The organism is Trichocoleus sp. FACHB-46, from assembly GCF_014695385.1.
Classification (GTDB): Bacteria; Cyanobacteriota; Cyanobacteriia; order FACHB-46; family FACHB-46; genus Trichocoleus.
On sequence record NZ_JACJOD010000011.1, the window covers coordinates 128,838 to 152,430 of the forward strand.

At 49.7% G+C, this 23,593-nt stretch carries 15 protein-coding genes; 7 read left to right on the top strand and 8 right to left on the bottom strand.

Translation table 11 applies throughout. The features are described from left to right. The first annotated feature begins 18 nt into the window (after window positions 1-18). Window positions 19-1,932 (top strand): ABC transporter ATP-binding protein, encoded by a 1,914-nt coding sequence (locus H6F72_RS07145; RefSeq protein ID WP_190433221.1) that lies wholly within the window; start codon window positions 19-21, stop codon window positions 1,930-1,932. Window positions 1,933-2,006: 74 nt separating this feature from the next. After that, window positions 2,007-3,134: a sister chromatid cohesion protein PDS5 gene (locus H6F72_RS07150; RefSeq protein WP_190433222.1), complete on the top strand. Its 1,128-nt coding sequence runs from the start codon at window positions 2,007-2,009 to the stop codon at window positions 3,132-3,134. Here the strand turns inward: H6F72_RS07150 and H6F72_RS07155 are convergent. The 4 genes from H6F72_RS07155 to H6F72_RS07170 form a co-directional block, all read right to left on the bottom strand. Beyond that, on the bottom strand, window positions 3,131-4,840 hold the full coding sequence (locus H6F72_RS07155) for an ATP-binding protein (RefSeq protein ID WP_199298945.1): 1,710 nt from the start codon (window positions 4,838-4,840) through the stop codon (window positions 3,131-3,133). The genes H6F72_RS07150 and H6F72_RS07155 overlap by 4 nt on opposite strands. Window positions 4,841-5,039: 199 nt before the next feature. Further along, window positions 5,040-5,852 carry a cell division ATP-binding protein FtsE gene (ftsE, locus tag H6F72_RS07160; protein WP_190433223.1) on the bottom strand — a complete coding sequence of 271 codons (813 nt, stop codon included), beginning with the start codon at window positions 5,850-5,852 and terminating at the stop codon, window positions 5,040-5,042. Between the two features lie 44 nt (window positions 5,853-5,896). Continuing rightward, window positions 5,897-6,661: a WecB/TagA/CpsF family glycosyltransferase gene (locus tag H6F72_RS07165; RefSeq protein ID WP_190433225.1), complete on the bottom strand. Its 765-nt coding sequence runs from the start codon at window positions 6,659-6,661 to the stop codon at window positions 5,897-5,899. Window positions 6,662-7,166: 505 nt separating this feature from the next. After that, entirely contained in the window at window positions 7,167-7,907 is a 741-nt protein-coding gene (locus H6F72_RS07170; protein ID WP_190433227.1) for a hypothetical protein, read from the bottom strand. Window positions 7,908-8,789: 882 nt separating this feature from the next. On the opposite strand from H6F72_RS07170, the gene H6F72_RS07175 reads away from it, so the two are divergent. After that, the gene (locus H6F72_RS07175; RefSeq protein WP_190433229.1) at window positions 8,790-11,999 is read left to right on the top strand and encodes a glycoside hydrolase family 15 protein; all 3,210 of its coding nucleotides are present in this window, start codon (window positions 8,790-8,792) and stop codon (window positions 11,997-11,999) included. Window positions 12,000-12,086: 87 nt separating this feature from the next. Here H6F72_RS07175 and rpsU read toward each other — a convergent pair whose 3' ends face one another. Together rpsU and H6F72_RS07185 are read right to left on the bottom strand one after the other, a co-directional pair. Continuing rightward, window positions 12,087-12,275: a 30S ribosomal protein S21 gene (rpsU, locus tag H6F72_RS07180; protein WP_190433231.1), complete on the bottom strand. Its 189-nt coding sequence runs from the start codon at window positions 12,273-12,275 to the stop codon at window positions 12,087-12,089. A gap of 140 nt (window positions 12,276-12,415) precedes the next feature. Next, the gene (locus H6F72_RS07185) at window positions 12,416-12,754 is read right to left on the bottom strand and encodes an RNA-binding protein (protein WP_190433233.1); all 339 of its coding nucleotides are present in this window, start codon (window positions 12,752-12,754) and stop codon (window positions 12,416-12,418) included. A gap of 229 nt (window positions 12,755-12,983) precedes the next feature. Here H6F72_RS07185 and H6F72_RS07190 point away from each other — a divergent pair, with 229 nt between their 5' ends. After that, window positions 12,984-14,402, top strand: a complete 1,419-nt coding sequence (locus tag H6F72_RS07190; RefSeq protein WP_190433235.1) for a cell wall metabolism sensor histidine kinase WalK — start codon at window positions 12,984-12,986, stop codon at window positions 14,400-14,402. Between the two features lie 116 nt (window positions 14,403-14,518). On the opposite strand, the gene H6F72_RS07195 is transcribed toward H6F72_RS07190, so the two are convergent. After that, window positions 14,519-14,725, bottom strand: coding sequence for a hypothetical protein (locus H6F72_RS07195; protein ID WP_190433236.1), 207 nt, complete (start codon window positions 14,723-14,725; stop codon window positions 14,519-14,521). A gap of 723 nt (window positions 14,726-15,448) precedes the next feature. Here H6F72_RS07195 and H6F72_RS07200 point away from each other — a divergent pair. The 3 genes from H6F72_RS07200 to H6F72_RS07210 all read left to right on the top strand — a co-directional run bounded on the left by H6F72_RS07200 (window position 15,449) and on the right by H6F72_RS07210 (window position 20,926). After that, window positions 15,449-19,366 carry a DUF2157 domain-containing protein gene (locus H6F72_RS07200; RefSeq protein WP_190433238.1) on the top strand — a complete coding sequence of 1,306 codons (3,918 nt, stop codon included), beginning with the start codon at window positions 15,449-15,451 and terminating at the stop codon, window positions 19,364-19,366. A gap of 65 nt (window positions 19,367-19,431) precedes the next feature. Further along, window positions 19,432-20,412 carry an ABC transporter ATP-binding protein gene (locus H6F72_RS07205; RefSeq protein WP_190433240.1) on the top strand — a complete coding sequence of 327 codons (981 nt, stop codon included), beginning with the start codon at window positions 19,432-19,434 and terminating at the stop codon, window positions 20,410-20,412. A gap of 97 nt (window positions 20,413-20,509) precedes the next feature. Beyond that, entirely contained in the window at window positions 20,510-20,926 is a 417-nt protein-coding gene (locus tag H6F72_RS07210; protein WP_190433242.1) for a fasciclin domain-containing protein, read from the top strand. Between the two features lie 174 nt (window positions 20,927-21,100). Here H6F72_RS07210 and H6F72_RS07215 read toward each other — a convergent pair whose 3' ends face one another. Next, window positions 21,101-23,500 (bottom strand): GAF domain-containing protein, encoded by a 2,400-nt coding sequence (locus H6F72_RS07215; protein ID WP_190433252.1) that lies wholly within the window; start codon window positions 23,498-23,500, stop codon window positions 21,101-21,103. Between the last annotated feature and the right edge of the window lie 93 nt (window positions 23,501-23,593).

Below are 23,593 nucleotides of genomic sequence, written 5' to 3' on the forward strand. Positions count from 1 at the left end.
CCTGTGGCCTACGACTCCATGACTGACACCATCCTCGACGTTCGCAACTTGCACGTTCAGTTTCAGACCGATGAACGGTTGATTAAAGCAGTAGATGGAATTTCCTTTGAGGTTAAACGCGGACAAACCCTAGGGATTGTGGGAGAGTCAGGGTCAGGCAAATCGGTCACGTCTCTAGCAGTGATGGGGTTGGTGCCTTCACCGGGTAGAGTGGCAGGTGGCGAACTTTGGTTCCAAGCGGCAGAGAGCGATACAGGGGCGATCGATTTGGTCAAGGTGCCGCCCAGCCATCGCCGCACTTATCGGGGCAACCAAATTTCCATGATTTTCCAGGAACCGATGAGTTCGCTGAATCCAGTCTATACCTGTGGATTTCAGCTCACCGAAGCGATCCGCCTGCATCAAAACATTTCTGAGGCAGAAGCTCGACGGCAAGCGATCGCCCTCTTGCAAGAAGTGAAGCTGTTACCCAGTGACGAAGAACTGAAACAGCGTTACTTAGAAGAACTGCCTCAAAGTGAGTTAGCACATCCCTCGAGTGAAGCTGAGCTAAATCGTCATATTAATCAGCAAAAGCAAAGCATCTTAGACCGCTACCCTCACGAACTCTCGGGCGGTCAGATTCAGCGAGTGATGATTGCAATGGCAATTAGCTGCAACCCCAGCTTGTTGATTGCCGATGAACCTACCACAGCCTTAGATGTCACGGTGCAAGCCACTATTCTAGATTTGCTGCGGGAACTGCGCGATCGCCGCAACATGTCCATCATGTTCATTACCCACGACTTGGGCGTGATTGCGGATATTGCCGACACGGTGGCGGTGATGTATCAAGGCAGAATTGTGGAGTATGGCTCGGTCTGGCAGATTTTCTCTAGCCCCCAGCATCCATATACCAAGAGCTTGCTCACTTGTCGCCCCAGACCCGATCGCCGTTTGCAATTACTCCCTACCGTCTCCGACTTTATGGAAGTAGTCACCACTCCCAGCGGCGAGACTGTCATCCAAGAAAAGCCAACGGATATGTTCCAAGCGGTGCGGAACGCGGCCGAGATGAGTGATTTTGACCTAGACCATCGGCTCACCGAACTGCAACAGCAATCACCTTTGTTATCGGTGCGAGACTTACAAGTCGCGTTCCCTGTGCGAGGAGTTTGGGGAGAAACCAAGCGCTACGTCATGGCTGTGAATGGTGTCTCCTTTGATGTTTATCCGGGGGAAACTCTGGGCTTGGTGGGAGAATCGGGTTGTGGCAAAACCACCCTGGCCCGCACCTTGTTGCGCTTGATCGAGCCCACCCAAGGCCAAATTCTATTTGAAGGGCGACCTGCCCACAGCCTGGAGGGTCAAGCCTTACGGCAACTGCGGCAAGAAATGCAGATTATTTTCCAAAATCCCTTTGGTTCGCTGGACCCGCGCATGACTGTTGGCGCGGCGGTGATCGAACCACTCAAAATCCATCGTCGGGGCAATCAGCGGCAGAACCGGGAAAGAGCCGCTTACCTACTAGAGCGGGTCGGCTTAGATCCACAATTAATGCACCGTTATCCCCATGAATTTTCGGGTGGACAACGGCAACGGATTGCGATCGCGCGAGCATTGGCCTTAAACCCCAAGTTCATTATTTGCGATGAATCGGTTTCTGCGCTAGACGTATCGGTGCAAGCCCAAGTCCTAAACCTACTCAAAGAACTGCAAGGCGAATTTGGCCTCACCTACATCTTTATCTCTCATGACTTGAGTGTGGTGAAGTTTATGAGCGATCGCATCATGGTGATGAATCGCGGCAAGATTGAAGAAATTGGCCCAGCGGAGGCGATCTACCGCGAACCGAAACAACCTTATACTCGTCAGTTGATTGCAGCGATTCCAGTCGGTAGTCTAGAACGCATCCGAGAACGTCAAGTCGAGCGAGGCATTGCAGTAGGTTAATCTCGTATGCAGCGTTTCTTGAAGCCAAATTGCTTTTCCAGCCAGCGAGACCCAGACCCAGCGAGACCCAGACCATGAGTGAGACTATATCTGAGCTGATTCAGAACCTCAGCGATCCAGCCGTTGAGGTTCGGGCTGGCGCTGCCAAAACGTTAGGTGAACATGGTGCAACCGCCAAAGCAGCGGTTCCCGCTTTACTCAAGGCTGTTAACGATCGCTCTGCGGCAGTCAGAGACTGTGCGATCGCCTCTCTCAGCAAAATCAACCTCGGCTCCACAGTTTCAGCTCTGATTCAGAATTTGGAGGATGAAGACGATCGGGTGCGGACCAGTGCCGCTAGAGGCATTTCTACGATGGTCGAGCGCTTCGAGTTGCCAGCTTCGACCAAACAGCAGGTGTTTCAAGCTCTAGCCCAAGCCGTAAATAACCGTAGTTGGTTTGTTCGTTCTACGGTGATGGCGACGCTGGGTGAGTTGGCTCCTGTAGATGAAGTGCTGCCGATTTTGATCGCGGGCTTAGCCGACGCAGAAGCAGAAGTTCGTCAAGATGCCGCGATCGCGATTCAGTGCTTTGGAGATGAAGCCGAGGCAGCCGTGCCTCACCTGATCGATGCCTTTTGGCATGACATTGAGGTTTACGCAGCTTCGGCGCTAGGCAGCATTGGCCCTGGAGCGCAAGCAGCCATCCCGCGTCTTTTAGAAGCGCTTGAGCGAGGGCATGAAGATCTGAGAGCGCGGGCGGCTGAAGCGATTGGAGAAATTGGTTCTGCTGCCGCCGTACCTGCATTAATCAAATTTTTGCAGCAGGAAGATGCAGGTCTCCGCCGAGCAGCGGCTGAAGCGCTTCAAGGTCTTGGCCCTGTCGCCACCGCTGCTGTCCCCAACTTGATTGTGGCGTTGGAAGACAAATCGGATGAGGTCAAGGCAATGGCGGCGAAAGCCTTAGGAGAAATTGAGTCGGAGAACACGGCGATCGCGGAGCTGCTCATGCCGTTGTTACAGGATGAAGCGGCATCAGTGCGAGCTAGTACAGCTTATGCCCTGCAACTCATGGGCAAGCATGCGGAAGTCGCTGTGCCTGCCTTGATCGAAGCCTTTAGGGATGAAGTGGAACGAGTCAGCCAAAGTGCTGCCAGAGCTTTAGCCGAAATTGCCACCCCCGAAGCTAAGGAAGCGATCGCTCGTTATCGTCAGTGGTCTTAAGTCCTGATTTGGCCTGTGCGTCCAGCGACGTTGACCACGGCTGCTACTAGCTCAGCGGGTTCAATGGGCTTAGGAATATGCATTTGGAACCCGGCTGAGAGTGCCTGGATGCGATCTTCCAACCTGGCATAGGCAGTTAGGGCGATCGCCGGAATGGTACCCCCTTGCTCCAACGCCAGTTCCCTCACTTTACGAATGAGGGCATAGCCATCTTCATGAGGCATGCCAATGTCACTCAGTAAGACATGCGGCTGGAGGCGCTCAATGGCCTCTAATGCTTCACTAGCAGAAGCGACAGACGTAACGCTAGCACCGCATTGCTCTAGGACAGCCGTCACTAATCTGCGTGCATCCACTTCATCATCCACCACTAGCACCTGCAAGCCATTTAGAGCAGCAGTACCTGGAAACCCGACATCATCGCCCGCAGTAGAGCGGAGCTTATCTAAATGCTTCAGTTCTCCGGGAATCATCATTAAAGGCAAGCTCACCTTAAAAGTAGCTCCCTTACCGTCGCCTGTGCTTTCCGCATAGACACTGCCCCCATGTAGCTCAACCAGGGTACGCACAATAGCTAACCCCAAACCCAGCCCGTTTTGCACTCTCGTGGTAGAACTATCCGACTGACTAAAGCGGTCAAAAATATAAGGTAGAAAATCAGCAGTAATTCCTTGACCTGTATCGCTAACTGTAATTTCTACGTGGGAATTAATACGCTCTAGACAGACTTGAACTTGGCCTCCCCCCGGCGTAAACTTCACGGCGTTAGAGAGCAAATTCCACATCACCTGCTGGAGTCGATCGGAGTCTCCAGAAACTGAGCCTGCGGACGGATCAAGAATAGTCTGAATCCGAATCGCTTTGGCATCAGCAGCAGGACGGACGACATCGATCGCGGCCTCTACTACAGCAGCAAGTTCTACAGGACGAACGTTGAGGCGCAGCTTACCTTGGATGATGCGCGAAATGTCTAAGATATCGTCAATTAGTTGGGCCTGAAGCTTTGCGTTACGCTCAATCGTCTCGATCGCATGCTCTGCCTTAGCTTCGTTGAGCTGGCGCGATCGCAGTAGCCTAGCCCACCCCAGCATGGCATTCAGCGGAGTCCGCAACTCATGAGAAAGAATAGAGAGAAACTCATCCTTGGCCCGATTTGCTGCCTCTAGTTGTTCAGTCCGTGCCGAAACCCGTTGCTCAAGTTCGGCATTCAGCGCTTGAATCTGCTTCTCGGCTTGCTCTCGCTCTAAAATCTGCTGTTGCAAAGCCTGATTTGCTGCCTTTAGTTGGGCTGGACTGGGCAATGCTAAGGCTTGAGGCACCAAAGGAATAAGTTCGAGCGCTGTGTAAACCGACACCATTGCTGTGGCAGCCTTGAGCGTGCCTGAGAGCCAGTAGGTAGGGTGCCACAGCGTCCAAATCTCCATTAAATGCGTAGTACCGCAGGCAATGATAAACGAGCCGAACAGGAGAAAGACCCAGCTAAACGGTAAGTCATCTCGCTTGCGGACAAAGTAAAGCAACGTAATGGGAATTGAATAATAGGCTAAAGCAATTAGAGCATCAGCTAATAAGTGAAGCCATACCAAACCTGGCTGCCATAAATAACAATGTCCGTGGGGAATGAAGGGTCCTGAAGAAAATAGGTTATTCAGGAAGGCTGGCATACGATTTTCCTGGGTACCGAGGCGATTTAAGCTGGTGGGCATGAATTAGGGTTGCGCTTGCTAGCAAGTATCTCCTATCAGTATTCCCGATAGTGCCCTTGCGCTTAATCGCTATTGGCTCTGCTAATACAGCAGAATCTATTCCTGGTAAATTTTAATACCTAATGTTTCGCAGTAAGTCCTTCATGGCGGGACTATTGAAGTTGCGATCGCTGCCTATGCCACACGCTTGGTCAACTCATTAAGATTTTACGGAGCTTAACCTGCCATTTTTGATTTGCACGACGGGGTGGTTAGACATTCTCACCAGTTGCTCATCATGAGTGGTCACGATCACCGTAATTCCAATCCCATTGAGCTTTTTCAGAATCTTGATCACCTGCCAAGAATTCTCTGAATCCAAGTTACCTGTAGGCTCATCGGCCAGCAATAGCGGTGGTGTACTAACCACAGCACGGGCAATGCTCACCCGCTGCTGTTCTCCCCCAGATAGTTCATCGGGGAAGCAGTCGGCTTTGTCTTGCAGACCCACCATCCGGAGCGTGGGCTGCAACCGTCGCTGAATTTCCTTGCGGGTATAGCCTTGAGCTTGCAGGACAAAGGCCACATTCTCAGCCACTGTCCGACGAGGAATCAGCTTGTAGTCTTGAAAGACAATGCCAATCCGCCGCCGCAGCAGCGACAAGCGATCGCCCCGCAGCTTGGATAAATTGTAGTCATCCACTACTACATCGCCTTGGTTCGGACGTTCTGCACCGTAAAGCAGCTTCAAAAACGTAGTTTTACCGGAACCAGACGGGCCAGTCACAAACAAGAAGCTGCCCCGCTTAACTTCTAAATTCACGCCTAACAAGCCACGACTGCCATTGGGATAAGTTTTCGTGACGCTTTGCAACTGAATGATCGGCTTGGTAGCAGCAGGTTGCGGCGTGGAGTTGTCTTGGGTCTGAGTGTCACTGAGCGGTGCCTGGAGGTGGGCATAAACATCGTTGGCTGGGGAACCAGAACTATTAGCAGCAGCCTGGGGAGATTTGCCGTGCAAAACCTGGGGCATAGAGAAAAACAGTGCCTTTGAGCAGCGTGATTGTGACGTAGAGATTATGGTAGCTGTTGGCTGACTGGATGTCTCTGGGTCAAGCGATAAATTAGGGCTCGAATTGCAAATTTTGGTAACGCTAGCATCCGTCGCCACCGCCAAGGTTCTTTATATAGCCGATAAACCCACTCCAAATGATTGTCTCGCAACCAAGCGGGGGCTCGCACTTTCTCCCCTGCCCAAATGTCGAAGCTACCACCCACCCCAATCCAAACGGCTTCTGGGCAGAGGTGACGATGCTCGGCAATCCACAACTCTTGACGAGGCACGCCCAAGCCGACAAAAATTAAGCGAGGTTGTAAGGTTTCCAGCATTTGTCGAAACTCTGGCTGAGCTTCGGCGGGAAGAAAACCATTTTGCACTCCCGCGATCGCTAAACCTGGAACTCGCTGTTGCCAATGATTCGCCGCAGTTTCCGCAACACCAGGAGCACCGCCGTAAAAGAACACAGACCAAGGCTCGGCTGCTTGTCCTGCGCGCTGTAAGAGGGCTTCTGCAAGTTCAATCCCTGGACACCGTTCTATCCGTCGCCCTTGCGATCGCAGGTACAGCACTACCCCAGCGCCATCGGGAATCACTAGCTCGGCTTGGCGAATAATGTTAGCTAAAGCAGGAGAATCTTCTGCCTGCATGGTCATTTCCGCATTGAGCGTGACGACATGTACCCCTCGTTTTTCTTGCAGCCGAGCGGCAAGCCAACCTGCATAGTCGTTCGATAGGTGAACTGGAAGGCCCAGTACAGGAAATGGTTTGAGTGCTTCAGACATGGACCGCACTTGCACTGCCTCACGCATCTAGTAATGGTTGTTGAGTAGCCCTCTCAGGCGCTAGATTTTACCGCACTCTAGCCCAGAGCGCTACTAAATTGCTGCTGGTTTCGCAGTTTTCGTTTCAACTACCCATTACAGGAGCGATCGCAACAGATCCTGACGAATTTCTGACAGGTTAACTTTATACACAAAAACTAGATCAATATACTGAAGTGCAAGGTATTTCAAGTGAAGCGAATTACCCAATTCCCAGAGGAAAGATCAGGTTTTGTCAACTCAATTATTTAAGGATGGTCAGGGCTCAGTAGGTGACTAAATTCAAGTCTAAAGATACTCAACTTATTGCAAGTACTTGTACTTTTGTACTTAGTGAAAGGCTAATCGTGTAGGAGTGCTCGGATTGCTAACATTGAGCATTATCATCGCACCTAATCTATACATCACAACCATCAACCTTCGACAAAAGTTCTGTATGGTGATTACTATTCGACAACCATGACGATTAGTTAACTGCATCCGCTATTGATTTGTGAGACTGATTGTCTTGAAAATAGCTACTACACCGTTGCACAAATTGAGCCTTGGCTTCATAGAACTCTTGATAGACCACAAAAATTCTGCACGCATCTCCGATGGCTCGATGAGGCTTGATGAGGTACTTGTAGCGCTCTGGCAAAGGATATCGAAAGTTATTAGAACCAAAGAACTTATTGTTGGAGTAGAAACCAATAATTAACGAAATTTTGTCAAGAGAGAACAAATATCGTATCTCTTTTCTAATAGCACGCTGTATATCAATAATTTTGATGTTTGATGTATTTACACCTGCCAATCTTAATAAATTGAGATCTTCATTTCCCCCAAATAACATAATCTGAGAAATATTATATTTTTTGAATAAAGCATAAATATAGTGACGTAGATCACTTAAAGATCTTTGAGCTAACTTTATTGCTGCTACCTTGTGAGACTTCTGCAACTTATAACTGCGGGTAAATGGCTTCTGATATTCTCCTTTTGCAAGATTTACAACTGTCTCTGAAAATCCAACTGTTTTACCAACATGGTTAATAATGTTCCTTCTTATAACGAGATCTATGTCATAGCGAAGCTTCTTACCCTCTAGAATGAGCGCATCATTCTTTGAACTAAAGATGACTGCACCGATCTCTATTGGAATAAAATGTCTCTTGTAAGAACCGTAAACTTGCCCCCATTCCATATCTAAAAATAGAGTCTTCATTGGCTCCAAACCAGTATAAACCTCCGCTTAGGATGCCCAAACGTTTCCGGTTAACAACCTAAGATATAAGTCCAAGTGAGTATTTCACTTAAGATCCTGGAGCAGAAGTTTGGTGGTTGGCGATAGGGTATCTGTAGAATAATACAGCTTGAGCGTCAAGAGAAACTAAATTTTGAAGAGTATTGGCGCCTAATAAAAGTCTTGTTTCCTAGAAAAATTGTAATCTCGCCAGATAAAGAGGAAAGAAATTAGTTTGGCCTTAGGATTCCACAAAATAAATTGCTCAAAAACCAAGAAAAGCGATCGCTTGAATGAAACTTAAATTACAGAAAACAATTCAGAAACACGATTTCATAGTTTTAGAACTCGCAGCGCTTTAGAGAGCCATCAGCATACATTTCCATTGGGACGAGTTCAAGCTTACCGTTTACTTTTACTTGGGAGTAAACAATTTTAAGAAAAGGGGATTTATTTTGATTGCAGCGACGGGACATACAAACCACCTCGTAATAGGAGTAAGAAATGAGTAATTTGTCTGCTCCTAGCTTCAACGTATCCAATTGGCCGAGCAGACTACTTCTGCCAAATGATCGATTCCGTCTCGTTCTTTTGCCCTAACTCTTGTTCTACCGGATTCCTCGTAAAGATACGGACATGACCTCAAATATTCCAATGAAGATATGGTGAAATTACTGGGATCAAGCGCACCAGAGGCAGCGATCGCACTTTTGGACTAAATCTCTCTTAAACCGGAGATAATAAAGGCACTCAGCCTGTAGCTCAGCAGGCTTTGGCAACCTCGCGATCGCATCACTCAAGCGTGGCCGAAAGACTAAAATTAACTTCTACAACTTTAGGCTCAGTTCTCCAAGTAACCGAAACATGGCAACCGCATCCCTTGATTTGCAAGCGCGCTTAGATGACTATTACCGCCAAATCAACACCATCATCCTGACGCGCCAAAATCCCATTACAGGGCTGCTACCCGCCAGTACAGCGGTCAATGCCCACGGCGACTACACCGATGCCTGGGTGCGGGATAACGTCTATAGCATTCTGGCCGTGTGGGGGTTAGCGCTGGCTTACCGCAAAGTAGACGAAGATCAAGGTCGCACTTACGAACTAGAGCACAGCGTCGTCAAGTTGATGCGGGGTTTGTTGTTCGCCATGATGCGGCAGACCCACAAAGTCGAGAAGTTTAAGGCAACGCAATCAGCGCTAGATGCACTCCATGCCAAGTACGACACTCACACTGGCGATACGGTCGTAGGAGATGGGGAATGGGGCCACCTACAGCTCGATGCTACCTCCTTGTTTTTGTTGATCTTGGCCCAAATGACCGCTTCTGGACTGTCCATCGTCTACAGCATTGACGAAGTCAACTTTATTCAGAACTTGGTCTACTACATTGGACGCGCTTACCGCACCCCAGACTACGGCATTTGGGAACGGGGCAACAAAACTAACCACGGCAATCCAGAGCTAAATGCTAGTTCCATCGGCATGGCGAAGGCGGCGCTGGAGGCGATCAATGGTCTAGATTTGTTTGGCGTGCGGGGTAGCCAAGCGTCAGTCATTCACGTGTTACCCGACGAGATTGCGCGGGCGCGAATTACCCTAGAATCCCTATTGCCACGGGAATCTGGTTCTAAAGAAATTGATGCGGCTTTGTTGAGTGTGATTGGTTTTCCTGCGTTCGCTGTGGAAGATCGCCCGTTGATGGAGCGCACTCGCAACGCCATCATTAAAAAGCTGCAAGGCAAGTACGGCTGTAAGCGTTTCTTGCGAGATGGTCATCAGACAGTTTTGGAAGACACCACCCGCTTGCACTACGAACCTTGGGAGTTGCAGCAATTCGAGCATGTGGAATGTGAGTGGCCGTTATTCTTCACCTATCTGCTGCTGGATGGCTTGTTCCAAGGCGATCGCGCTCAAGTAGAAGACTACCAAGCCAAGCTGAAAACATTGCTCGTCGAGCAGGATGGTTTGCAACTGCTGCCAGAACTGTACTACGTCCCCCAGGAAAGTATTGATGCCGAGCGCCAGAATCCCCAGAGCCAGAAACGTTTACCCAATGAAAACATCCCTCTGGTTTGGGCACAGAGTCTCTATTTTCTCGGCTGTATGGTCAGCGACGGTTTAATTGCCTTAGGAGACATTGATCCTCTAGGACGGCATCTGTGCGTCGGGCGGCATCGCGAACCGCTGATTCAGATTGCAATGCTGGCTGAGGATGAAGCCATTCAGGAGAAACTCGCGGCCTATGGTATTGCCACCCAAACTCCGAAGCAGGTAGAACCGCTACAAGTTCGTCATGCCACTGAGTTATCGGCAGCGTACACCCAGATTGGTCGCAACGATAAACTTGCTCTGAGTGGTCGGCCTATACGACGGCTCCGCAGTCTCACCACTTGCCGCGTCTTCCGCATTTGTGGCGAAACGATTGCCTTTTTGCCTTCTTGCCTCGATTCGCAACAGTTTTATCTAACACTGGACTACCACTTTTTAGTCGCTCAGATCAAAAGTGAGTTGGCCTATATTCAATCCCATTGGTGTCAACTTGGTAGACCCACTCTCACATTGCTAATCACCAAAGCAATGCTAGAAACAGGTCGCGGAGCGCTTCTGGATTTGATACAAGAGTTGCAGAATGGGTACTGCAATGGCATTGCTGTTCGATTGGGACGACTAAACCAACTGATCCTGACGGCAGGAGTTGAGCGGATTGATTTTCTGCATAATTTTGAGTTTTCTAGCACTTCAGTTCAAGATGCTTCGCCTGTTTGCTCGTACTTGGCGCTCAATCCAGAGAAGAGCGGCCCCTTGGGCTACACTCAGGAATTTGTCTTGGAATGTGAAACCAACATCGATTTGCTGCTGAGCAGGTTGCGAGAGACGGAAAACATCTACGAGCAAATTGAACTCTTACAAACCTTGGTAAGGTTGCGAGGGTTAGAGTTTGAGACGGGTTTTGAAGGCCCGCAACGCTTGGTGACAGTAGTTGATCTCCTCAATGAGGTCTACACCAAGGCTGGAACGTTGCAGTTGTGGGCGGTAGTTCGCCGGGCAGCGGGTTTGCTCAATAAAGTAGATATTGGTTTATCGGATGCGGTGACTGATATTTTGGTGCGGCAAAAGCAAATTACGGTGGGCAAGTCCTACAGTGAGGCTTCTTTAATCACCCGTCCCATGTCTTACACTGAGGTGATCGACAAAATCAAGGAGTTCTGCGGTGAAGACATTCGCGATCGCGTCCTCACTCAAGAAATTTTGATCTACTGCGGGTTGCTGATCCAATCGGAGCCACAACTTTTTGATGGTTTGCTGACGCTGCGAGTGGGCTATCTAATCTTATTAATTACCACTGCTTTGTCCCGTGAATTGCAAGTCACCCAAGACGAAGCTTACGAACACTTGATGGAACTCAGCCCCTTCGAGCTAAAAATGCGCCTCCGCCAAGTTTTAGCGGGATACGAAGGTTTGAATCAGACCTTGTTCCAGCAAGAATCGTTGCATGTCAAACAACAACAGGCGATCGAGTGGGTGGTGTTGCCAGAGCAATCCGAATCCGAGTCACCTACTGGTAGTTGGTTACAAAAACGTCAATTGGATGGAGCCCTCAATCGCGTGCCGGAAGACTTTTACTTCAAAGTTTGGCGAATGCTGAAGCACTGCAAAGGCTTGGTGATTGGCGACAAGCTAGAGCGTCGCAACCGCTTGGATAGTCATTTAATCTTGGCGGAGATGACGCCTGGAGAACCCAACTTTGCTTTGCGGGTAGAGCACTTGCTAAACAAGATTCCAGCGCCAGAGTACCGCCAAGTGAATATCGAAACCTTAATGGAATTAGCCGCGATCGCAGAACGCAACCCCAACCTACAAATTGAAGAAGCGATCGCACTTGATGTGTTGATCGGTCACGCAGTGCGCCTCGCTTGGCTAGACAAATTTCCCGATCGCGCCGACCAATACCCACAATACAAAGCCTCAGCTTGGCGATCGTTCTATGACACCTCACCCTATCTCTGTGCCAGCTATGTAGTTAAGGCTCTCCAGTTCTTAGCTCAGTTAGGCCAAGCCAACCCGGTCTAGCAGCGTGAGGTGCATTTAAAGCAGTAGGAGTGTAGCAACGAATCACTACACTCCTATACTTCAACCGCTATACATAAAATCGGTTGTTTAACTAGCTGAATTAAACCGTCTCTTCCGTCTTCGAGCGATCGCCTTGCGCTTCTTCTTCTCGATCGGAGTCTCAAAGTGCCGTCGTCGTCTAATATCCGAAAAGATTCCTGCTTTCGAGACCTGACGCTTAAATCGGCGCAGCGCCGACTCAATTCCTTCGTTTTCGCCAACAGTCACCTGGGTCATGCGATTGCCTCCTGAGCTTGACTACTTGCTAGGTGGTTGTGAATCACCCCAGTGCATCTTCAGCAGAGTGAGACAAGGGCTGGCCTCTGCCTCACTCGCTCACAACTCTAAAGTTAAAAGCCTTGCTTTAAGACTGAGGTTTAGTAGCGGCGAGAGAATCCATCTCTGCTGCCACCACCACCGCCGCCACCGCCACTTCTGCGGTTACCACCGCCACCACCGCCGGGGCTTCTCTCTTCACGGGGTTTAGCTTTATTGACCTTAAGATCACGGCCCATCCATTCTGCTCCGTCCAGAGCTTCGATGGCCGCGGTTTCTTCAGCTTCGGTTGACATCTCAACGAAGCCAAAGCCACGCATGCGGCCTGTTTCGCGGTCTACAGGGAGTTGAACTCGCTTTACGGTACCGTATTCGGAGAAGATGTCACTCACATCCTCTTGGGTAACTTCATAAGATAGGTTGCCGATGTAGATTGACATGGAAAACTCCAGAATCAGAAAAAGTGTAGAGATTGAGATTCGGAGAGATGCCTGTCAATCTAAGAACAAACCCGTCAGCCGAAACTTAATGCTCACTAGACACGGTAGCACAGAATCTTTAGCCCTTCCAGGCCATCTCTTGTTCCGTTGACAAAAATGGCAAAGCTCGTTTTCGTTACTGAGTCTAGGTTTTGCTTCTTTAACATTAATTTGTATTAACTTACTTACGATGTTTCAAACTACTCGGCGGCGATTAGCTTTGTGGTACACCACAGTAACTGCTGTACTGCTGCTGCTATTTGCAAGTGGTTTCTATCTTTATGTCCGCAGTACCTTAATTGAGCGGATTGATGACACGCTCAACCATGTTGTAGAAGTGGTGCAGCGATCGCTAGTTCTAGAACCTGTGGATTTCCATAAAGAGGGTGGTCCTTTACGGATCAATATAGAAGCGAGTTTCCGCAACAATGCCGACACGGTTGAAGATGATCATATTGACTTAGAGTGGTTTAGCCCTGAGGGAGACCTGCTTTGGTCTACTCTTTCGGCACCATTGAATGTAGCTCTGCATCCCAACAGTACCGGTGAAACAGTACATCTCCCATCGCAGCCTAGTGATGGGGTGCAGGAACCCGATCTGCTGCGGCAAGTGACGCAACGAGTCCAGGTAGGACGGCAAGTGCTGGGGTATTTGCGGGTCAGTCATCCCTGGTTTGAAGTTACGAAACCAATTCGGCAACTAATTTTTGACCTGAGCTTGGGGACTGGCCTGATGGTTGTGGCAGTAGCAGCCATTGGCTGGTTACTCTCTGGGCTAGCAATGCAACCAGTGCAAGCTTCCTACCAACAACTAAAACAATTTACCGCCGACGCTTCCCACGAACTCAGAAACCCGATCGCCACGATTCAGACTAATGTGCAAGTTGCCCTCTCCGACCCCAATCCTGATCCGCAATGGCAGCAACAGCAGTTGAAAGTAGTGGAGCGTCTCACTCGCCGCTTGGGACGCTTAGTCGATGATTTGCTATTTTTGGCGCGGCAAGACAGTGGCATAGTGCAGCCCCGTTGGACAACGGTGGCGTTGGATGCACTGTTGATTGACGTCGTGGAAGAACAACAAGCGATCGCCTTAGAAAAAGGAGTGAGTTTATCTCTAGATTTAGAGGAACCCGCAGAAAACCCACCAGAGCATCGTCCCCGCAATGGCAGTAAAGGCGAAATTCCTCCCGAACCTTTTACATTACAAGGCGATCGCGATCAGTTGGCCCGACTATTTACCAACTTGGTAGGCAATGCCGTACAGTACACGCCCGTGGGTGGACGAGTTGAAGTGATGCTACAGCAAGTGAAGCGCAATCATATCGTGCAGTTGCAAGTGCAGGTGCGGGATACAGGTATTGGCATTCCGTTGGAGGCGCTGCCGCATATTTTCGATCGCTTCTATCGAGTTGACCCTGCCCGCACCCACGAAAACGCTGAAATTAGCATTGCCAAACCTGCCACTACGGGTTCTGGTCTAGGACTCGCGATCGCGCAAGCCATTGTGGAAAATCATCAAGGCAATATTGTTGTTGAGAGTAAACCTGAGCAAGGAACCACGTTTGTCGTTGCTTTAACTGGTCATAACGCTTCGAGTGCCAGAGTTTAAAGCTGTTCCTCGGTATCTAGTAGAGAAGACGAGATTAAAGCTCCAAAAAATAGAGGCTGCCCTTGTGGACAGCCGATTAACAGGAATGAGTCTATAAGACTATTGCTTAACTGCGTTTACTCGGCAATTTCTACCGAGCCATCTGCCAAGATCGTGAGGTTGTCGGGATCAACATAGTGGCACACAGCGTCATTCATGCAAATCAGCGCCCAGCCTGATTGGTCGATTCCAACTAATTTATAGTCTGTATCTTCAACAAAGAAGCCCTTGTGGTTACGGGTTCCTGATTCAACTTGAACATTATACTTGTCTGTAATAGACATGGTTTTTCTCCCCGGCATTAAGCTTTTTTAAATTCACTATCGATGTGTTTGGTTCACATCTTCGCTTGATTCCTAAAAGCTTATCACTAGATAGAGAGAGTGATCATTAAGTTATTTAAGAATTTACTAAAAGATAAAGCAGTGTTTGTTACACAATTTAGGGATCATCAAGAATCGACGTTAACCTGTCAAGAACGAGCGATTTAACCAAGTGATTTGAGGGTTCTATGCTCTCTATCTTTAGGTAGAGGAGGAAGCCAAATCTCCTAGAGCTTAAAGGGTTTCAGTCAATTTAAAGGACTAAATTCAGCCAAAATTGCTACAGAAAGTAACGCAGCAATTTATTCAAGAGAGATGCCGCTTACAAAACTCAACGTTACGGTTTGAACCAGCTAGGTATTTATTCTCAATTAAAAAGTTTATCTGCTTAATTCTTGTTGTTTTAGACCATGAAAGCAGACTTTCAAATAGCTTGGGGGACGCATTTAAGCCCAAGTAGCCGTTGCTTTAGTGTCGCATTGCTGAGCGTTGGATTAGTCCTCAAAGACCTGGCTTTGCAGCCTACACTTCATTAGTTTTTGGAGTTGGTTTATAGGCGATCGCTCTAAGTAACCCACCTCTGAAGGGATGATGCTTAATAAAGTGCGAGTACTGAGCAGCCAGGTAGAAAAAGCTTGTTATCTTGCTAGCTATCTCGAACTTGGACTGGGAGGGCAGTGAAGCATGGCATCTGGCTCCGATCGCTTGATTAGGATTGAACTCAGCGTCCAGGCGAACTCTGCCTTGCTGGAAGGATTGGAGGTATGGCAAGACTTAGGTCTACTCTCAGAAGAGCAAGTTAAGCAGATCGGCGATCGCTATCTCACCTGTGCCTTACCGGAGCCCATTCCAGTTACCGATGCTTCAGTGAGGGATGCTGAACCTGACTCAGACTTTCTGATTGAACCAGTTGAGCGATCGTCGCGAAGACCCCGGATTAGAACAGGCGCTCGCTCTTCCCCAGTTCGCTCTGACAGTGCTGCTAGTTCCACTAGCGTTGGTGGCACGACTATCAGACAAAGCAACTTCTTAGCCGAACGCCTGCAATCATTGATGGCTGAGATTAGCGTCATCTGGCTGCTATTCTTGGGCGTGTTTATGGTGGTGGTTTCGTCGGGAGTGCTAGCTGCGAGCCAGTGGCGCAACTTTCCTCCTACCGGGCAGTACTGCATTTTATTTGCTTATACTTTGGCCTTTTGGGTTGCAGGTTTATGGGCTACGAAACAACCCAACTTACAGCTCACAGCTCGGATGTTGCAGACGGCGACGTTGCTGATCATTCCGGTCAACTTCTGGATGATGGATGGGTTTAAGTTGTGGCAACAACCTGGAGGTGGAGCGATCGCGGTTATTGCAGCCTTTGGTCTGACGGCCTTGCTGCTGCAACTTTTGGGATTTAGACGCAACTCGGTCCACCCTGTAGCTACTTCACGTTGGCTCTTGCTAGATGCTGTGGCCTTGAGCTGGCTGCATTGGGGCTGGGGGTGGTCTGGATTTCCGCTAATTGCCACCTATCTGGGCACGCTCGGCACGGCGTTTGTCTTGTTGCAGCAAGACCAAGCTTCAGCAGCTATCACGGCTCAGACAAGTTCAGAAGCGCGATCGCCTGACTTAGAAACCGTTTCGTCTTCGATGACGGGACAGACATGGCTAGCTCCTAGCATCATTGCGGTTGCAGCCTCAGCCTTGCTATTAATTGCCAGAGCTGTTTTGGTCGCCCAAGTTCCAATCCATCGACTAGGTTTGGCGGTGGGAATTTGTGGCTGGCTGTTGTGCTGGCTGGCGAGACAAAATCCGGGCAGAGTTTTGTGGACTCAGGCAGGCGCAGCTTTGTTGCTACTGGGATGGTTAGTCACAGTATCGGTACAACCGCCGTGGCAGGCGATCGCCATTAGTGGCTTGGCCTTATGGCTGCTTAGCGATCGCTTACGGCGCTTGCCTCAAGCTGCCTTGCTCACCGCTGCTTTTCTAGTAGGGCTACAAGGTTACTGGTTGCTGTGGTGGTTAATCCCGGTAGAGGGGAGGCAAGCTTTTCTAAGTTGGAACGAGCAAATCGCAGGCAGTTCATTTACAGCAGCGAGTTTAGTTGGAATCGGATTCTTTCCCTATTTAGCGTTGACGTTAGTAGCTGCCCAGTATTGGCGACAACGGCAACAACCGCAACTAGCTGACTGGAGCGAAGCCTTAGCTTTAGGCTTGGGCATTGCTTTGACTTTGTTTAGTCTGACCAATCCCCTGCTGCGATCGCTCAATCTAGCTTTCTCGACCTTGACGTTAGCGGTGGTGGTGCGTCAGCGACCTCAGGCTTCTTCTGGGCTAATTTACTTGACCCATGTCACGGGTTTAACGGCGATCGCCTCTGTAATTGACCTGGGATTTCCAAACCTATCCACTCAACTTTGGGCAGGCGTGTTACTGGCGGGAGCGCTATTGGAGTGGAGTTTTACATTGGTTCCTCGTTGGCCTGTCTGGAAACGCAGTGCTTGGTATTTCGGCTTACTCTTAGCCGCGATCAGCTACACACTGTTTGGCAGCCTTTGGTTGAGTGAATCGAGTGCAGTAGGGCGTTTTTGGTTGCTGGCTCCCGCTGCCATGACTGGTTTGGCAACTCGCAGACAGTGGGCTCATATCCGCCAAGCAAGCTGGTTGAGCACATTCGCACTTGTGGTCGTGCAACCTTTGACACTCGGCTTTGCGACTCCTCGCTTAATCGGCTTAGGTGTGGCGACTAGTTTGATGCTGGTAAACACTTACCGCTTGCAGCATTTGGGCGCAGCCATTCTCACCGTGGGTTTCAGCTTGGGTTTGGCGATCGCGGTGATTTGGCAAGGTTTCTCGACTCAGCTTACACTGCCGAGCGCGCTGAACTTGGTGGCGATCGCGACGCTGATCCTGTGGTTGGTCCACGATATTGGCCGTAGACAAACTCAGACTTTAGCCAAGATCTATGCTCAAGCCAGTAACGGTTGGGCGATCGCGCTCAGTATTACCAATCTTTTAATTCTGACTGGTTATGATTTAGCTCTTTACGGTAGGTTCGGCGATCGCTCTGTGGGTTACACCGTTGCGATCGCTTTGACGACGCTGGCGATTGGCTACCGCATTTGGCAGCAAGCGAGCAATGTAGGATTTTATGGCTTGGCTTGGGGCATCGAGTTACTGGTGGTTCGCCTGCTATGGTCGCCGGATGTCTCTTTAGTTCCTACCCTGCTGGAACGGTTGGCGATCGCAAATCTGGCTTTGGGATTGATCGCGCAACTAGCCAGTGATTGGTGGGTGAGGCGAACTCAGCAGCCTTATCTCATCAGTTGGCATGTGATTCCGGTGGTTTATGCGGCTTTGGCTCTGATGGGCGCTCACACTACCTTCACGGCTACCACAGGCTTGTATAGCTTCGGTGCCGCTCTCATTGGCATTGGCGTAGGCCGACAACAACCTCGACTCGCATTAACCTACCTCTCGCTTGTGGGTGTCTCGATCGCGGCCTACGAGTTGCTGATCTACCAGCTCATGCAAGCGACAGGCGGCAATGCGGGCGATGGCATCTTATTGCTGGGGGCTTTGGCAGCTGTAATTGCGATTGGCGAGCGCCTGCTGTCCCGGTGGTTGGTGCCCTACCTCCGCCTTGACGCGCCCCGAATTCACGCGATCGCTCACTTACACTGGATTATCAGTAGCGGTCTCATGCTGCTAGCGTTGTTCAATTCGCTCAGCTCCACCGGAGAACTGCTGTGGGTAGGGATTACGGCTGTGCTCGCCGTCTATGCTCTCCGGGAAGGTCGAAACAGTGAGTCTTGGACTTACACCGGAATTGTCGCCAGTTTGCTAGCGATTGGCTATCTGCTTAGTCTGTGGCTATCGGATGCCACTCTAATCGCTTGGGGAGCTGCGATCGCCAGTGCTATAGCTTATGGAATGTACGTTCTACCTTGGCAACGCGGAGGTTGGGCGTTGGAGCCTTGGCAGCAATCAGCCATTCTGCTGCCTGGGGTGATCGCGGTTGCCAATGCGGGTGGGGTGAATTTGCAAAGTTTGCTGATTGTGGCAGCTTTTTATGCGTGGGTGGCCAAAACTCGCAATCAAGCACGGCTCAGTTATCTCAGTATTCTGCTGGCAGACTGGGCGATTCTGCGCTTTTTCAGCGATCGCGCCCTAGAGGAACCATTGTGGTATGCCGCCGTTTTGGGTGGGTCGCTGCTCTATGTAGCACAAGTTGACCCAGCTTTGCGATCGCCCACGGAACGCGAGAAACGCCATTGGTTGCGGAGTTTAGCCGTAGGTCTGATTTGTTTAACCGCAATCTATCAATCGGAAACTAGCTTAGCGATCGCCTTAGGAACGCTGGGCTTTAGTATTGGGCTGATTTTGGCGGGACTAACCTTGCAAGTCCGCGCTTTTCTCTACGTCGGTACAGCCAGCTTCATGATTCAAGTTTTGCGGCAAGTTTGGCTCCTAATTGACAACTACTCTTTGCTGCTGTGGGCGTTGCTGATTGTTTTGGGTTTAGCTTTAATTTGGATTGCGGCCACCTTTGAGGCGCGGCGCAGCCAAGTTTCGGCTTTGTTGCAACATTGGGTGACAGCACTCAACGAATGGCAGTAACCCTGTAGCTGTGAGAAGCCAAGACCAAGCTAATCTAGAAGACTAGGATATTCAGTGGAACTGTAATGACTGCTGCAACAGATTCACCAGGCGAACTAGTCGTATACGATCGCCCGACGGTAGTAGAAACCAATAACCTCCGCAAAGTCTATCGCACTGGGTTCTGGTTCAATCAGCGCGTGGAATCCTTAAAAGGCTGCTCCCTTACGGTCTATCAGGGAGAAACCTTTGGCTTGTTGGGGCCAAATGGCGCAGGCAAAACCACTCTGCTTAAAACCTTGTTGGGCATTGTTCGTCCCACTTCTGGTAAGGCTTTTTTATTAGAGCGGCCATTAGGCGATCGCTTGGTGAAGCAAAAAGTCGGTTACCTGCCAGAAAACGCCTACTACTACGACTACCTGACGGGCTGGGAGTTCTTGCAGTTTGTCGCGGGCCTCTTCCAAATTCCGCGCTCAGTGCAGCGGCAACGAATTCCGCAATTGCTCGAACTCGTCGGTTTGTCGCAAAAAACGACCCGCAAGAAACCACTACGGCAATATTCCAAGGGTATGTTGCAGCGCATTGGCATGGCGCAAGCCTTGATCAACGACCCGGACGTGGTGTTTCTCGATGAACCGATGTCTGGGCTAGACCCGATGGGGCGTTACCAAATTCGAGAGATTATTCTGTCGCTGAAAGAGCAAGGCAAAACGATTTTTTTCAACAGCCACGTTTTGTCGGATGTAGAGCAAATTTGCGATCGCGTCGCCATCTTGGCTGAGGGCGAGTTAATCTGTGTCGGCTCCTTGAATGAGCTGCTGGGTACGGCTGACACTTACTACGTCAAGGGTAAAGGTGGCAGCTTGGATGTGCTAAAGAAGCGCATGCTCAATCTAGAGTTTGAAGACGGCTTCTGGGAAGGGAACCTGCGGGGCGATCCTTACGATTTCTTAGCCAGCCTCAGCCTCATGGGCGCGCAAATCATCACGGTCAGCTTAGCTCGGCCTACTTTAGAAGAGTTCTTTATGGAGCAGTTGCGCCAGCGCAATATTCAATCCACTCATTAAACCTAGCCGAGTCAGCCTGTAGCAAGATGCCGAGTCGGTTTCTGGCTTCTATCTCTTAACAAGAGACCTACTTTATCGAGAAGCTAAATAAGCAACTATGGCTGACCTCTTAGAAACTGCTACCCAGGCTGGATCGTTTACTCAACTACTGAGTGCGCTTGAAGCGGCTAATTTAAACGACGTACTAAGAAACCCTGGCCCCATAACGGTTTTGGCACCCACGGATGAAGCCTTTGCCAAACTGCCAGAAGGCACCATCGATGGGTTATTGCAAGAACCGTTGAAGCTAAAGCGGCTCTTGACTTACCACGTGATCTCTGGCGATGTCCGCTCGGATGACTTGGCTCAGATCGATGAAGCACCGACGATGGAAGGCTCGATTGTGGCGGTAGGGCAGGAGGGAGGCTTGAGGGTAAATGATGCCAATGTCCTGAAAACCGATATCTTGGCTGATAACGGCGTCATCCATGTGATTGATACGGTGCTGATGCCGACTTTGGCGATGGCGGAGTAGCCTTTCCAATAGTGCTGTGGGTGTTTAGGTCACTGGCTTGCTGGGTGCTAATTGCATTGAGACCTAACCCCCAGACCCTTCCCTGGTAAGGAAGGGTAGCCAAATTCAAAGCCCCTCGCCGCGTCGGCGAGGAGTTTGGGGAGAGGTCGGTTAGGTAAAGCTTGTGAGTGAGTTCTAGAGAATTTGAGGTTGAGCGGGTAGTTGAACGGTGAAAGTGGTCCAACCGTTGTTACTCTCTACTTGCAAAACTCCCTGTAACTGCTCCACTAGCTTCTGCACTAGCGCCAGTCCCAAGCCTGTGCCCCCTTGTTGCCAAGGATCGGCGTGAGGGACTCGGTAGAACTTCTCAAAAACTCGATCTAGTTGAGCGGCAGGAATGTTGGCTTGATTTCGAACCCTTAAAGCAATGACAGGCTGGGGAGTTGGGGCGATCGCTAAAGACTCAGATTCACACCAAGTACTCAGAATAATCTGATGACCTGCCGGGGTGTACTTGCAAGCATTGTTAATTAGTTCGGCTAAGACGCGCCCTAAGTTGGTATGGTCCGAAATCAGCGGTGGTAAATCGGCGGGCACGTCCATGTGCAGGATTTGTTGGCGTTCTTGGATGCGGGAGCGAAACGGTTCAATCACGCTCGGTAACCAATCGGGTAGCAGAATCGTTTCTTCTAAGGCAATGCCATCAGCTTGCGACTCTAGGCGCTGTAGATCAAGCAGATCATTGATCAGCTCAATTTCCCGCGTACACTCCATTTGCAAAATTTCCAGATAGCGCTGCCGCCGCTCTATGCTGGGTGCAATTTTGAGCATTTGAATCGCCATCTTCATGTTGGAGACAGGGGTTCGCAGTTCGTGGGAAACCGTGCTTAAAAAGTCATCCTTGAGTTGGTTCAGCGCTTCTAAAGCCTGGACTTGGGCTTGAGCAGCTTGATACAGCCGAGCTTGCCGCATAGCGATCGCACATTGGTTGGCAACCTGCTGCACAATCCGCACCTCTGCCTCATCGAAATATGCTTGGGGAGTTTTGCACAAATGCAGGCTCCCTAAAACCTCGTGATCATCGCTGATGGGGTAACTGAAAATTGCTTCCGGTTCGCCATTGGTTTGGGAGCGGGAATAGATGGGGCAAAATTGCACGCCTTGACCTTGTAGCAACTGCTCATATACATCGGGATACTCGGCGATCGGCACTACCTGACCTGAGTAAGTATGTGGGACTGCTGTAAATTCATAGGCGATCGCAGAAGTTTGTTGCGCTAAGTCATGCAGAGCGGTTTCACAGCGCTTCACTTGTAGTCCTAAGCCGAGTTCTTGCACCGCAGTTTGCAAAATCTGCCCTTCATCCAGGCTGTCCCGTACTTTGTCTGTAATGCGCTTGAGTAACGACTCAAAACTCAAGGCTCGTTGCAGTTGTTGGGTGCGCTCTTGCACCTGTTGCTCTAGATTGGCATTCAGTTGCTGCACCTGTTGGTACAGTTCTGACTGCTGAATGGCTAGGGCGAGTTGGTCGGCGATCGCACAACCTAAAGCCACTTCCGAGTCTTGCCAAGTGTGAGGCGAGTTTCTTTGCGATAAAGTCAAGCTGCCCCAGAGATTGCCTTGATACTGCAAAGGAATCAGCAACCAGGCACCTGGAAACTCTTCTGCTAGAGAGCTGTTGATCGGATCATTGAGCACCTGAGTATTGTCAATTCGTACCACTTCTAATTGCTTCAGGCGAGCTGCCAAGGGGTTATCCGCATCCGGAATCTCCATTCCTACACCTGTAGGCACCAAACCAAGCTGTTGCTCGTACTCAGCGACATTCAGCCAAATTTGCCGCTGCGGTACATACTGCAAAATCGAAACATAATCAATTTGCAGCATCTGACCAATTTCTTGGGCTGCGGTCGCAAAGATACAATCGATGTCGAGAGAGTTACGAACCGCTTGAGTAAAACGATTTAAGGCTCGCTCCCGTTGCACCTGATACTGCGTTTGTTGGTAGAGCTGTTGAAGCTGCGTTTCTGCTTGTTTGCGCTCGGTAATGTCATTCAAGAAAGCAAGAGCACATCTTTCCCCGTCTATCTCCAAAACATCTACAGAGACTAAAGCATCTCGCATCTCACCCGACTTCTTGGCATATTTAGCTTCTAAGCTGCGAACCAAGCCTTGACGGTTTATCAATTCGATTAGCCTTTTTCTATCCTCCGCACTGGGCCAGATAGCCAGTTCTAAAACCGTATGATTAATCAGTTCTTCACGGCTATAGCCCACCAAGTCTACAAAGCTATTATTTACGTCAATAAAACGTCCCTCAGTGATGGTAGAAATGCTAATTGCGATAGGACTCGCTTGAAATATTTTCGAAAGCTTTTCCTCTGATTGACAAATTAGGAACTGCGCGTCTTGATTATTAGAACTTATGTCATTATTTGAAGGGGTCGGCAGCGCTTTTGTGAGGCTCGAAAGCTCATCCAGTGATGTTTTTAGAATGGCTGCTTGATCGGCAGAGAGTTGCTCAGCGAATTGAGCTAAGGAGGAAATTCGTTCCTGAATTGTCTCCATCCGTTGCTCAAAACTATGCAGTTCCACACCGAACTCCTAGTACTTTTTAATCTTTAAGCTAACTTGATTCGTGCATCAATTGAGTGCAGATCATCTAATGCAACTTTTTTCGTGAATAGC